This is a genomic window from Streptomyces longhuiensis (assembly GCF_020616555.1).
Lineage (GTDB): Bacteria > Actinomycetota > Actinomycetes > Streptomycetales > Streptomycetaceae > Streptomyces > Streptomyces longhuiensis.
In genome coordinates, this window is the sequence record NZ_CP085173.1 from 2298845 (window position 1) to 2310967 (window position 12123).

General features: G+C 72.0%; 15 protein-coding genes and 5 tRNA genes. 9 read left to right on the forward strand and 11 right to left on the reverse strand.

Translation table 11 applies throughout. From position 1 onward, the window contains the following. Window position 1: 1 nt before the first annotated feature. On the forward strand, window positions 2-415 hold the full coding sequence (locus tag LGI35_RS10830; protein WP_003959770.1) for an SsgA family sporulation/cell division regulator: 414 nt from the start codon (window positions 2-4) through the stop codon (window positions 413-415). 254 nt (window positions 416-669) lie between these two features. After that, the gene (locus tag LGI35_RS10835) at window positions 670-1230 is read left to right on the forward strand and encodes a CGNR zinc finger domain-containing protein (protein WP_116503331.1); all 561 of its coding nucleotides are present in this window, start codon (window positions 670-672) and stop codon (window positions 1228-1230) included. A 13-nt stretch (window positions 1231-1243) separates the two neighbouring features. On the opposite strand, the gene LGI35_RS10840 is transcribed toward LGI35_RS10835, so the two are convergent. Together LGI35_RS10840 and LGI35_RS10845 are read right to left on the reverse strand one after the other, a co-directional pair. Continuing rightward, window positions 1244-1423, reverse strand: a complete 180-nt coding sequence (locus tag LGI35_RS10840; RefSeq protein WP_227293673.1) for a hypothetical protein — start codon at window positions 1421-1423, stop codon at window positions 1244-1246. A 167-nt stretch (window positions 1424-1590) separates the two neighbouring features. Further along, window positions 1591-2028: a hypothetical protein gene (locus LGI35_RS10845; protein ID WP_227293674.1), complete on the reverse strand. Its 438-nt coding sequence runs from the start codon at window positions 2026-2028 to the stop codon at window positions 1591-1593. A gap of 229 nt (window positions 2029-2257) precedes the next feature. On the opposite strand from LGI35_RS10845, the gene LGI35_RS10850 reads away from it, so the two are divergent. Beyond that, a complete protein-coding gene (locus tag LGI35_RS10850) occupies window positions 2258-2779 on the forward strand; it encodes a DsbA family protein (RefSeq protein ID WP_227293675.1) in 522 nt (173 codons plus the stop codon). A gap of 19 nt (window positions 2780-2798) precedes the next feature. Here LGI35_RS10850 and LGI35_RS10855 read toward each other — a convergent pair whose 3' ends face one another. From LGI35_RS10855 to LGI35_RS10865, 3 genes are read right to left on the reverse strand one after another with little or no spacing between them, the layout of a single operon-like run. Beyond that, a complete protein-coding gene (locus LGI35_RS10855) occupies window positions 2799-3623 on the reverse strand; it encodes a GNAT family N-acetyltransferase (protein WP_227293676.1) in 825 nt (274 codons plus the stop codon). Between the two features lie 58 nt (window positions 3624-3681). Next, window positions 3682-4503, reverse strand: coding sequence for an aminotransferase class IV (locus LGI35_RS10860; RefSeq protein WP_227293677.1), 822 nt, complete (start codon window positions 4501-4503; stop codon window positions 3682-3684). Beyond that, window positions 4500-5555: a chorismate-binding protein gene (locus LGI35_RS10865; protein ID WP_227293678.1), complete on the reverse strand. Its 1056-nt coding sequence runs from the start codon at window positions 5553-5555 to the stop codon at window positions 4500-4502. Before LGI35_RS10865 ends, LGI35_RS10860 begins: the two co-directional genes overlap by 4 nt. 145 nt (window positions 5556-5700) lie before the next feature. On the opposite strand from LGI35_RS10865, the gene LGI35_RS10870 reads away from it, so the two are divergent. From LGI35_RS10870 to LGI35_RS10890, 5 genes are all read left to right on the forward strand, one after another. Further along, window positions 5701-5773, forward strand: a tRNA-Gly gene (locus tag LGI35_RS10870). Window positions 5774-5810: 37 nt separating this feature from the next. Next, window positions 5811-5884, forward strand: a tRNA-Cys gene (locus tag LGI35_RS10875). A 1-nt stretch (window position 5885) separates the two neighbouring features. Beyond that, window positions 5886-5957: transfer RNA gene (locus LGI35_RS10880), tRNA-Val, on the forward strand. Between the two features lie 42 nt (window positions 5958-5999). Then, window positions 6000-6071: transfer RNA gene (locus LGI35_RS10885), tRNA-Val, on the forward strand. 42 nt (window positions 6072-6113) lie between these two features. Next, window positions 6114-6185: transfer RNA gene (locus tag LGI35_RS10890), tRNA-Val, on the forward strand. Window positions 6186-6239: 54 nt separating this feature from the next. Here the strand turns inward: LGI35_RS10890 and LGI35_RS10895 are convergent. The 4 genes from LGI35_RS10895 to LGI35_RS10910 form a co-directional block, all read right to left on the reverse strand. Beyond that, entirely contained in the window at window positions 6240-6515 is a 276-nt protein-coding gene (locus LGI35_RS10895; RefSeq protein ID WP_227293679.1) for a TFIIB-type zinc ribbon-containing protein, read from the reverse strand. A gap of 69 nt (window positions 6516-6584) precedes the next feature. Further along, entirely contained in the window at window positions 6585-7532 is a 948-nt protein-coding gene (locus LGI35_RS10900; protein WP_227293680.1) for an aminoglycoside phosphotransferase family protein, read from the reverse strand. Between the two features lie 200 nt (window positions 7533-7732). Beyond that, window positions 7733-7939 (reverse strand): hypothetical protein, encoded by a 207-nt coding sequence (locus LGI35_RS10905; RefSeq protein ID WP_227293681.1) that lies wholly within the window; start codon window positions 7937-7939, stop codon window positions 7733-7735. A gap of 197 nt (window positions 7940-8136) precedes the next feature. Beyond that, window positions 8137-8412, reverse strand: a complete 276-nt coding sequence (locus LGI35_RS10910) for a hypothetical protein (RefSeq protein ID WP_227293682.1) — start codon at window positions 8410-8412, stop codon at window positions 8137-8139. 196 nt (window positions 8413-8608) lie between these two features. Here LGI35_RS10910 and LGI35_RS10915 point away from each other — a divergent pair, with 196 nt between their 5' ends. Then, window positions 8609-9874 (forward strand): serine/threonine-protein kinase, encoded by a 1266-nt coding sequence (locus LGI35_RS10915; protein ID WP_116503299.1) that lies wholly within the window; start codon window positions 8609-8611, stop codon window positions 9872-9874. A 7-nt stretch (window positions 9875-9881) separates the two neighbouring features. Here the strand turns inward: LGI35_RS10915 and LGI35_RS10920 are convergent, their stop codons facing one another. Further along, window positions 9882-10709, reverse strand: coding sequence for a TrmH family RNA methyltransferase (locus LGI35_RS10920; RefSeq protein ID WP_116503297.1), 828 nt, complete (start codon window positions 10707-10709; stop codon window positions 9882-9884). A gap of 88 nt (window positions 10710-10797) precedes the next feature. Further along, the gene (gene cobA / locus LGI35_RS10925; RefSeq protein WP_227293683.1) at window positions 10798-12033 is read right to left on the reverse strand and encodes a uroporphyrinogen-III C-methyltransferase; all 1236 of its coding nucleotides are present in this window, start codon (window positions 12031-12033) and stop codon (window positions 10798-10800) included. Window positions 12034-12123 lie beyond the last annotated feature (90 nt).

Sequence of the window (12123 nt, forward strand, 5' to 3'; positions counted from 1 at the left end):
TATGAACACCACGGTCAGCTGCGAGCTGCACCTGCGCCTCGTTGTGTCGAGCGAGTCCTCACTGCCTGTACCCGCAGGACTGCGGTATGACACGGCCGATCCCTACGCCGTGCACGCCACCTTCCACACCGGAGCAGAAGAGACGGTCGAGTGGGTGTTCGCCCGCGATCTGCTTGCCGAGGGCCTTCACCGGCCCACCGGCACCGGCGACGTCCGAGTCTGGCCATCCCGTAGTCACGGCCAGGGCGTCGTCTGCATCGCTCTGAGTTCTCCGGAGGGCGAGGCACTGCTCGAAGCCCCTGCGCGGGCCCTGGAGTCGTTCCTGAAGAGGACCGACGCGGCCGTGCCACCCGGCACGGAACACCGTCACTTCGATCTCGACACGGAGCTCTCACACATCCTGGCCGAAAGCTAAAGCCTGGAGCCGACGCCGGTGCACTGCCGGAGTCACGCACCGCGAGAGCCGCTCGATGCCGTCCACTCGGGGAGACGGACCGAGCCACAACAACTGCATACGGCATACACCGACGCCGCAGCCGTGGGATCCACCACGGCGGCGGCGTCGGCGCGTCCATGGGCCGGCGACCAGGCGCCACACGGCCGGGCGGACCTATAACATCGGCCAGCATCGGCGGGCACAGGCCCGACCCCCAGGCCAGGGAGCAAATCGTGCTGATCACCCACGACACCCGGTGCGCCCTCGACACCGTGGTCGATCTGGTGAACACCGCACCGGACGACGAGCAGGCCGTCGACGGGCTGGCCGATGTGGCAGCCCTGGGCGAATTCGTACGAAGGAACGACATCAGCGACGTCGGGGTGCTCACGGAACGTGACCTCGACGGCGTGCAGAGCGTGAGGGGACGGTTCGCCGCCGTGTTCGCGGCGCCCGATCCGCACGCCGCCGCCTCCCTCATCAACGAACTGGTCGCCGCCGCGGGCACCACGCCGCGCCTGACGGACCACGACGGCTACGACTGGCACGTGCACTACTTCGCGCCCGGCGCGTCCGTGGCCGACCACCTGGCGGCCGACTGCGGGATGGCGCTCGCCTTCTTCGTGGTCGCCGGCGAGCAGGAGCGGCTGCGGCGGTGCGAGGCCCCGGACTGCCGGCGGGCCTTCGTGGACCTCTCCCGTAACCGGTCCCGCAGGTACTGCGACAGCCGCACCTGCGGAAACCGCTTGCACGTGGCGGCGTACCGGGCGCGCCGCAAGGAGGCGGCGGGCTGACCCGCCCGGCGCCTCACAGCAGGAACAGATCGTGCAGCGAAGCCAGGAGCAGCAGGCAGCCGATCACCGCCAGGAAGATCATCAAGGGCGGCTGCGACAGTGCGAAGAGGCAGCCTCGGCGTTCGTCGGCCTCGAGGGCGTCGTGTCGCTCGTCGGCCTGCGGGGCGGAACCGCCCTGTGTTGTGTCCAGCATCTCGCGGCGATGATGACGCAGCCGGTGCACCGCAGTCGATCAACACGCTCAAAAGAAGCGGGAGTTCGCCGGATCCCGTGACCTGGGTGGTAAGAGGTCGACCGGGAAGGGTCGACGGCTTCCGTTTTCCGACCGGGGTCGACCGACCGCCTGAGGGATTCCTCGGGTCAGATCCCGTGCTTCTTCAGAATCGCCTCGATGTCGCTGAAGTCCTCGGAGCCGGACTTCGCGGCAGGGCGCGCCGCCGCGGGCCGGGCGGTCTGCCCCAGCGAGGGGGCGGAGGCCGCGGGTGCCACGGCCTGGGTCTCGGCAGCGGCCTTCGCCGCCTTGCGCTCCTTACGGGTGCCACCACTGCGGCGCTCCACCGCGCGGGTCACCATGAACAGGAGCCAGGCGCCACCGAGCACGACGAAGCCGGCCCACGCCGTCGGGCTGAACGCGGTGTCCGCCAGCCAGCCGACCGCGCCGGTCATCACCAGACCGATCGGCACCAGGGAATACGCCGCTATGCGCGCGGCCGTGAGGAAACGCTTGCGGTACGCGGTGACCGCGGCGATGCCCAGCCCGGCCACGGAAACGGCGGAACAGACGGTCTCGGCAATCATCCGGTCCTCCTGGCACAGGCAGCGGGCGACGGAACATTCCGTCCTCTCCATCGTGCACCGCCCCGGGGTCCGGAGGCCACGTTCCAACCCGACCTCAGGGACATTTCCGGGTACGACCTCCTCCGTAGGTGCCGGTCCGGGGCCTGTCAGGGGTCCTGCCAGGATCTGATCAGGGGGCTGCCGCAGGTGCCGGTTGGGGTCCCCGGCGCCCGGCTGGAAGACTGGTCCCATGAACGACGCCTCTGCCGCCTCCGCCCCTCAGGGCCGCCCCGTCCTCGACGTCTGGTGCGAGCTCCAGTGCCCCGACTGCCGCACCGCTCTCGACGACGTGCGCGCGCTGCGGGCACGCTACGGCGACCGCATCGACCTGCGTCTGCGGCACTTCCCGCTGGAGAAGCACAAGCACTCCTTCGCCGGCGCGCAGGCCGCGGAGGAGGCCTTCGAGCAGGGGCAGGGCTGGCCGTACGTGGAGGCGGTGCTCGGCCGGGTCGAGGAGCTCGACCGCAAGGGCGAGCCGTTCCTCGTCGAGACCGCGCGTGAACTCGGCCTGGACGCCGAGGAGTTCGACACCGCACTGATCGACGGCCGGCACATCCTGATCGTCGACGCGGACCAGGCCGAGGGCAAGGCGATCGGCGTCACGGGCACGCCCACGTACGTCATCGACGGTGAGCGGCTCGACGGCGGCAAGAGCCAGGACGGCCTGCGCGAGCGCGTCGAGGAGGTCGCCGACCGGCTGCTCGGCTCGTAGCCGGCGGCCCGCGGGCCGCTCAGAGCAGCGGCTTGTACAGATGGAACTCGGTCGCCCGGTATCCGAGCGACTCGTACAGGCGGACGGCCGGGGTGTTGCCCGCGAAGACGTTGAGCCCCAGGCGGGCGGCGCCCGCGGCGTGCGACTCGGCCTCCGCGAGGAGCATCAGCGACCGCCCGTGGCCGTGCCCGCGGTGCTCGGCCGCGACTTCGACGTCGTAGACGTAGGCGCTCTCGCCGCGCAGCGCGACCCACAGCGTGCCCACGACCGCGCCCTCCGCCTCGAGCACGCTCAGGACCGCGTCCCGGGTGGCGAGCCCTTCCGCGAGCGTCGCCGCATGATCAGCCTCGGCCTTGGCGCGCGCCTGAGCCTTCGGCACTCCCCGCTCGACCAGGGTGCGTACGTAACCGGCCTGTGTGTGCGTCTCCCACGCGGTGAACTCGGGGCCGTTCATGCGCCGTCCCGCGCTGCCCGCCGGGAGCGTGGAGGGCTCGGCGGGCAGCTCCTTCTCCATGTTCCGGTTGCGCTCGACGTAGCCGAGGGCAGTGGCCAGGGCGAGGGCACGCTCGGCCGACGCGGGGATCGAGACCTCGATCCGGCCGCAGCCCCAGCCGCGCGCCACCTCCTCGGCGGCTAGCGCGGCGACGGTGCCGCGGCCCCGCCCGCGGTCCTCCTCGTCGATCCGCAGATCACGGATCCGGGCCACCCCCTCGCCGTAGACGGGGTGGGTGCCCAGACGCAGCTCGCCGACGGGGCGGCTGTTCACGCACACGTGGTAGTGGCGTGACCGCGTCCCGTCGGCATCGCGCTGAAGCGGCTCGGTCGGCCGCAGGGTGGTGGTCATCAGGGGTGTTCTACCCGCCCTGCGACCACCGCGTCACCCGGATTAGGGGTCGTCCTGTCTACGGGTCGAGGTCGTCCGCCGCGCGCTCGTCGAAAACGCGCATCGCCTTGGCGGTGACGGGACCGGGCGCACCCGGCAGCTCGCGTCCGTCGACCCGGTGCACGCTCTGCACGTCGCGCAGCGTGGACGTCAGGAAGATCTCGTCGGCGCGCTCCAGGACGTCCAGCGGCAGGTCGGTCTCCTTGGCGCCGGTCCACTCGACGGCCAGCGCGCGGGTGATGCCCGCCAGGCAGCCGGAGACGACCGGCGGGGTGTGGATCTCGCCGTCGAGGACGACGAAGACGTTCGACCCCGTGCCCTCGCAGAGCTGACCCACCGTGTTGGCGAACAGCGCCTCGGAAGCGCCCTGTTCACGCGCGCGGGCCAGCGCGACGACGTTCTCCGCGTACGAGGTGGTCTTCAGGCCCGTGAGCGCGCCGCGTTCGTTGCGCGCCCACGGGACCGTGACCGTGGCGGTGGAGTCGGGGCGCCGGGCGGTCTCCCCGAGGGCGACCACCAGCGTCGGCCCGTGCTCACCGCGGTCGGAGCCCAGCGGGGAGAGGCCTCCGGTGAACGTGATCCGCAGCCGGCCGAGCGACATCGGGTTGGCCTCGAGGACGGCGTCGCAGGCCCGGCGCACCTCGTCGAGGTCGGGCTCGGGCAGACCGAGACCGCGTGCGGAGCGGGCGAGCCGGTCCAGGTGGCGGGTCAGCGCGAACGGCTTCCCGTCGACCGACTTCACGGTCTCGAAAATGCCGTCGCCCACGGTCAGGCCATGGTCGAACACCGAGACACGGGCGGCCTCGAGGTCCTGCAGTGTGCCGTCGAGCCAGATCTTCACGTAGGGATCCCTCCACTTTCCTGGTACCTACCCGACGCTACCGCGAGCAGCCGAGAAGCCTTCAGTTCGGTCTCCCGCCACTCACCCTCGGGGTCGGATCCCCAGGTGATGCCGGCGCCGGTGCCGAACCGCAGGACGCCCTCGGTCCGGTCGGCCCAGAACGTGCGGATGCCGACGGCCAGCTCGCCGGTGCCCCGGTCGGCGTCGACCCAGCCGATGCCGCCGCAGTACGGACCGCGGGGCGCCGTCTCCAGGGCGTCGATGATGCGCAGGGCGCTGGACTTGGGAGCTCCGGTGACCGAGCCGGGCTGGAACGCGGCGTCGAGCAGCTCACGCCAGCCCGCGCCGTCGCGAAGTTCACCGCGGACGGTGGAGACGAGGTGGACGAGGCCCGGGTGCTTCTCGACGACGCACAGCTCCGGGACGGTCACGGAACCGGTCGCGCAGACGCGTCCGAGATCGTTGCGGACCAGGTCCACGATCATCACGTTCTCCGCGTAGTCCTTCTCCAGGAGGTCCGCCTCGGTGCGGCCCGTGCCCTTGATCGGCCCGGACTCGACGGTCCGACCGGCGCGGCTCAGGAAGAGCTCGGGGGACGCGGTGGCTATCTCCACGCCGTGCTCGGGAAGGCGGATGGTCCCCGCATAAGGGGCCGGGTTGCCGCGTGCGAGGAGCGCCGTGAGGGCGTCCACGTCCGCGCGCGGGGGAAGGGGCGCGGACAGGACGCGGCAGAGGTTGACCTGGTAGACGTCGCCGGCCGCGATGCGGGTGCGGATCCTGCGGACGCCCTCGGTGTACGCGGCCCGGTCGAGGGACGACGTCCAGTCACCGGCCGCGGGACCCTGCCAGGCCCCGGGGACCGGGGCGGGCACGGGCTCCTCCCGTACGGAGTCGAAGCGGGCGCACACAAGACGGCCCTCGAAGTCCGCGGACACGGCCCAGAAGCCGGCGGAGTCCAGGGCTTCGGGATCGCTGGTCACGTCGCGCAACTCGGTCGCTACGAGACCGCCGAAGCGGGCCAGAGGGGGCAGGTCGTGAGGGAGGTCGCGCACGTCTTCGAGTCTATGGCGGGTGTCCCCCGCGTGACCTGGGGTGGTCGCACCGCAGCACGCTGCGCAAACGCGTTTTTGTACTGGCCCAGGAATCCGCTAGAGTTCAACACGTCGCCGGGACGCGCAAGCGAAACGGAAACGACAAGCGGACGTAGCTCAGTTGGTAGAGCGCAACCTTGCCAAGGTTGAGGTCGCCAGTTCGAACCTGGTCGTCCGCTCAGGAAGTGGGGGATCTTCCCGAACCCCCACACTCCTGGTGGAGTGGCCGAGAGGCGAGGCAACGGCCTGCAAAGCCGTCTACACGGGTTCAAATCCCGTCTCCACCTCCAAGGACGATTAGCTCAGCGGGAGAGCGCTTCCCTGACACGGAAGAGGTCACTGGTTCAATCCCAGTATCGTCCACTGGATCATCGCGAAGGTCACCTTCCGACGGTCCGAAACCCCGCGCGATTAGCTCAGCGGGAGAGCGCTTCCCTGACACGGAAGAGGTCACTGGTTCAATCCCAGTATCGCGCACGCAGTACCACTCACGGGTCCTGATACAGTCTGGTCCGTCCCGCGCGATTAGCTCAGCGGGAGAGCGCTTCCCTGACACGGAAGAGGTCACTGGTTCAATCCCAGTATCGCGCACACTCAAGAAGCCCCCAGCCTTTCGGCCGGGGGCTTCTTCACGTGCGGGGCGGCTCAGGAGGAGAAGAGCATCCGGCCGAAGCCGCCCTTGTGATGACCGTGGTGCCCGCCGTGGTGCGGGGCACCCCAGGCCGGGGCGGGGGCCGACGGGTACGCCTGCGGGGCCGGAGGCGCCGGCGGCACCTGCTGCTGCCACTGGGACTCGAGGCGCGTCAGGGACTCCAGCTCGCCGTAGTCGAGGAATATCCCCCGGCAGCCGCTGCACTGCTCGATCTGGACGCCATTGCGGTTGTACGTGTGCATCGGTGCATGACACTTGGGGCACTGCATGGTCGGCTCAACTCCTCGCCGTTCGGCACTTCTTCGCCGGAACACTTCCCGGCATCGGTCCGTTGCACCCTACTTCGCCACACCGTGTGCCAACTCGGCCGGTACGGCTGCCATTCGGTCACAGGCGTCGACCAATGCCTCCTCTGCCTCGTCGAGCGCCCGGCCGGCCGCGACGGCCTTGGCCACGGCGAGCGCCGCGGTCTGGACGGTGAGGGCGCGGGCCGGGGCGTCGAGGGCGAGCCACGGGTCGCCCTGGAGCGACGGAGCACCGCCCGCCGCCTGGTACGCGGTGAGGAACCTCGTCCACTCCTGTGCCGGAAGCAGGCCGCACGCGAACCACGCGGCGGGGCGGGCGAGGTCCCAGGCAGGGTCTCCGATGCCGAGGTCGTCCACGTCGATCAGGAGCCACGGGCCGGTGCCGGCGGGGCGGCGGACGAGCTGGCCGAGGTGCAGGTCGCCGTGGCACAGGGCGGACGCGTGCCCGCCGTAGGTCTCGGCGCGAGCCCAGGGCGGCAGGCCCGACCAGGCGCGCAGGATCGGCGCGGACGCCGGGTGAGGGCCGGCGGCCAGGAGCCGTGCGACGGCGAGGGCCGCCTTGGCCGGGCCGCGCATCGGCGGGAGCGGGCCCGGGAGTTCCGCCGTGGGCACCGCGTGGAGGCGGGCCAGAAGCGTGGCCGCGTCCTCCCACGGCGCGCGTTCGGGGGCGTCGGGGTCCACGGGGCTGCCGTGCGGCCAGAACGTGACGAGCCGGTCGTGCAGATCCGCCGCGACGGGTGTGAGGGGCGGCAGCAGGATGCCGGGGAGTGCCGCCGCCGTGGCGAGGCGGGCGGTGAGCTCGGCGGGATCCGTGCCCGGGGCGTGGGCCTTGGCGACGAGGTCTCCGTGGCGCACGACCGTGCCGTCCGCCCGGTCGGCGAGTACGGCGCCCGCGGCCGGACAGGCGCAGGGCCCCGGGCCGGGGTGCGCCGCGCCGCGTGCCGTGGCGGTGAGTGCGGGCAGCAGGACGGGTGCGGTCATCGGTGGTTCCCCCCGGGTGGTGTCACCGCGAGCGTACGCAGAATCGGGCGGGTGGGTCCTACCGGTGCGCGGGCAGAACAATGGCCGCGCAGCTCCCCAGCTGCGCGGCCATCATGTGCCGTCCGCCGCACCCCCGTCCCCACGGGGTTTCATGGCCGGATGTCCCCGCCCGGACCGCTCTTCCGGGCCTGGGGCGCCGCTCAGCGCCCCAGCATCACGCCCACGGACGACGCTTGTGTGACCACTGCTTCCCAGCCGCCGAAGACGACTACGAGCAGGGCCGCCAGGGGAAGAACCATGACCGTCGCCACCAAGGGGTGACGGCGCTCGGAACGACGGCCGCCGAACGCGGCGAATGCCCTGCGTCCCTGCGTGCGGACCATCGTCCGCGGTGCCGTGTCCGCCATGGTTCCTCTCCCGGTCAAGATCTTCGGTTTGGCAGCGGCGGGTACCTGACCTCGGGGGACGAGTGCTTGCACCCGCCGCTTGACCTCAAATCTAGGCGCGTCAGGAGCCACGGTCGTCATGCCCTCGTACCGATTGCCGGGCCTCCCGGAGGATGAGCGCCGCTCCCTCGCCTACTCCCCTGGGTGGAGAAGAGGACCTAGGTCTCGGGGTCTTCCCTGAGGGGACGACCGGCGCGGGCCGCCGCCTCCTCGGGCTCCTCCCTGGGTACCGGCTGCTCGACCAGGGCGAGTACCCGGGTCGCCATGAAACGTGCCGTACGCACGACAGAGCCGGAGCGGGTGACTTCGCTCACTTCCACCACACCCCTGCGGACCGCCGTCTCGACCCGGCGGCCCGCCCGGCTCGCCACCACCTCGTACGTGCGCGTCGTGTCCCCCGCGTCCACGACTATCTCCACTCGGTCACCCTTCACAGGCCCAATCCCCCTTCTACGACGGATGGTTGGCGATCAGGGCAGGCGCGGGCCGCACCGCTCCCGCTTTCCCTGACCACCTCTCAAGTTTCCCACCGGGCACTGACAATCGATCGGATCGCGAGGGCGCGGCCTATGCGCGCACCCGGCCGTGGAAACGTAAGCTGTCGCTCGTCAAACGGACCGGGCAGCGGGGATGGACATGGCGATGATGCGCCTGAGGCGCGAGGACCCGCGTGTCGTCGGCTCGTTCAGGATTCACCGGCGGCTCGGCGCGGGCGGGATGGGCGTCGTCTATCTGGGCTCCGACCGCCGCGGCCAGCGGGTCGCTCTGAAGGTGATCCGGCCCGATCTCGCGGAGGACCAGGAGTTCAGGTCGCGCTTCGCGCGCGAGGTCTCCGCGGCCCGCAGGATCAGAGGCGGCTGCACGGCCCGCCTGGTCGCGGCCGATCTCGACACCGACAAGCCGTGGTTCGCGACCCAGTACGTCCCCGGGCCCTCGCTGCACGACAAGGTCGCCGAGGAGGGGCCGCTGGCCGCCTCCGACGTGGCCGCGGTCGGTGCGGCGCTGTCCGAGGGGCTCGTCGCCGTGCACGAGGCGGGCGTCGTGCACCGCGACCTCAAGCCGTCGAACATCCTGCTGTCGCCCAAGGGCCCGCGCATCATCGACTTCGGCATCGCCTGGGCGACCGGCGCCTCCACGCTCACCCATGTCGGTACGGCCGTCGGCTCCCCCGGGTTCCTCGCCCCCGAGCAGGTGCGGGGCGCCGCCGTCACGCCCGCCACGGACGTCTTCGCGCTCGGCGCCACCCTCGCGTACGCGGCGATGGCCGACTCGCCCTTCGGGCAAGGCAGTTCCGAAGTGATGCTGTACCGGGTCGTGCACGAGGAGGCCCAGCTGCACGGCGTACCGGACGCCCTGTCCCCGCTGATCCGGGCCTGCCTCGCCAAGGACCCCGAGGAGCGGCCCAGCACACTCCAACTGTCGCTTCGGCTCAAGGAGATCGCGGCCCGCGAGGCGCAGGGCCTCGGCGACGCCAGGCCGCCCGCCCCGCGCGGGGACGCCGACCGTCCCACGGGCCGGCTCGCCGAGCAGTACGCGGAGCAGCGCACGCAGCGCCGCGCTCCGCAGGGGACTCCCCCGCCGCGGCCGAGCAACGGTTCCTCACGGACCGGCGGCAGCACGCGGCCGGGCGCGCCCCGCAACACGACGCGTTCGGGCTCGCGCCCCGCGCCCCGCAGCAACGGCGGGCGGCAGGGGCCGCGCACGACGGGGACCGGGAAGCGCCGGCCCGCCAATCCGCGGCTGCTACGCCAGCGGCTCTTCGTGTTCGTGGTGGTGACGCTGCTCGTGGCGCTCGGGATCGCGGCGGCGCAGGGCTGCCAGGGGCCGTCGCGCGGGCTCGGTGAGCCGCGCGACGGTGTGCACGCGCAGGAGACGCTGCCCCGCCCCTACCTCTGAGGTCCGGTCAGGACCGGGGGCGGCCGGTGGCCACCGCGTAGAACGCGACCGCGGCCGCCGCTCCCACGTTGAGCGAGTCGACGCCGTGGGCCATCGGGATGCGCACCCATTCGTCGGCGGCGACCAGGGCCTGGGTGGAGAGGCCGTCGCCCTCGGCGCCGAGCATCAGGGCCACGCGGTCCATCTTGTGCGGGGCCGCCTCGTCGAGGCTCTTCGCCTTCTCGTCGGGGGTGAGCGCGAGCAGGCTGAAGCCCGCCTCGCGTACCGACTCCAGGGACTTGGGCCAGGATTCGAGGCGTGCGTAGGGGACCGAGAAGACGGCGCCCATGGAGACCTTCACCGAGCGGCGGTAGAGCGGGTCGGCGCAGTCCGGGGAGAGCAGGACCGCGTCCATGCCGAGCGCGGCCGCGCTGCGGAAGATGGCGCCGATGTTCGTGTGGTCGTTCACCGCTTCCATGACGACGACGCGGCGCTGCGTGGCGAGGATCTCGTCGGCGGTCGGGAGCGGCTTGCGCTGCATCGAGGCGAGGGCGCCGCGGTGCACGTGGTAGCCGGTGACGCGCTCGGCGAGGTCCGGGCTCACGGCGTAGACCGGGGCCGGGACCTCGTCGATGACGTCGCGCATGACGTCGACCCACTTGGCGGAGAGCAGCATGGAGCGCATCTCGTACCCGGCCTGCTTGGCCCGTCTGATCACCTTCTCGCCCTCGGCGATGAACAGGCCCTCGGCGGGCTCGCGCCTGCGGCGCAGCTCGACGTCGGTCAGGCCCGTGTAGTCGCGCAGGCGCGGGTCGTCGGGATCTTCGATGGTGATGAGACCTTGAGCTTCAGCCACAGGTTGATACTGCCTTGTCCTGGGTGCGGTGCCAACGGCTCGGAGCGAGTTCTGTTACCGCTGGTTACGTGTGGGGGTTCGTGACGGGTCACGCGGTGTGCTGTGGGCCCACCGCGACGACCTCGCCGATGACGATGACGGCCGGGGGCCGCACCTCGTGGGTGCGGACGGCTTCCTCGACCGTCTCCAGGGTCGCGTCCACGCGGCGCTGGGCGGCCGTGGTGCCCTCCTGGACCAGGGCGACCGGCGTCTGCGCGGACCTGCCGTGCGCGATGAGGGTCTCGGCGATCCTGCCGATCTTGTCGACGCCCATGAGGACGACGAGGGTGCCGCGCAGCTTGGCGAGGGCGGGCCAGTCGACGAGCGAGCGCTCGTCGTCGGGCGCGACATGGCCGCTGACCACGGTGAACTCATGGGCGACGCCGCGGTGGGTGACCGGGATGCCGGCCGCGCCGGGGACGGAGATCGAGCTGGAGATGCCGGGGACGACCGTGTACGGAATGCCCTCGGCCTCGAGCGCGATGGCCTCCTCCATGCCGCGGCCGAAGACGTACGGGTCGCCGCCCTTGAGGCGTACGACGGCCTTGCCCTGCTTGGCGTGCTCGATGAGCGCGTGGTTGATGGCCTCCTGGGCCATGTACCGGCCGTAGGGGATCTTCGCCGCGTCGATCACCTCGACGTGCGGCGGGAGTTCGTCGAGCAGGTCGCGGGGGCCGAGCCGGTCCGCGATGACGACGTCCGCCTCGGCGAGGAGACGGCGGCCGCGGACGGTGATCAGGTCGGGGTCGCCGGGTCCGCCGCCGACCAGGGAGACGCCGCTGGTGCGGGTGCGGTGGTGCGGGGCGACGAGCGTGCCGTCGCGCAGGCCCTCGACGATCGCGTCGCGCACGGCCGCCGTGTGGCGGGGGTCGCGGCCGGCGGCGTCGGTGGTCAGGACGGCGACCGTGACGCCCTCGGAGCGGCCGGTGGCCGGTGTCCAGGCGGTGGCCGCGTCGGCGTCGTCGGAGCGGACGCACCAGACACGGTGGCGCTCGGCCTCGGCGGAGGCCGCCTCGTTCGCGGTGCGGTCGCCGGTGGCGATGAGGGCGTACCAGGCGTCGGCCAGGTCCCCGTCCGCGTACGGGCGCCGCGACCAGGTGAGTTCACCGCCGTCCGCCATGGCCTCCACCGAGGGCGTCGCGGCGGGCGAGACCAGGTGGATGTCGGCGCCCGCCGCGATGAGGGCCGGGAGGCGGCGCTGGGCGACCTGGCCGCCGCCGAGCACGACTACGCGGCGGCCGGTGAGACGGAGGCCTACGGGGTACGCGGGGTGTTCTGCGGCCATGGACGTGCGGCTCCTCGTGCGGGTGGCGCGTGTGACGGGTGATGCCTGTACGAGGCTCGCTTCGGCGCTGGAGCGGGCCTTTGACGTGCG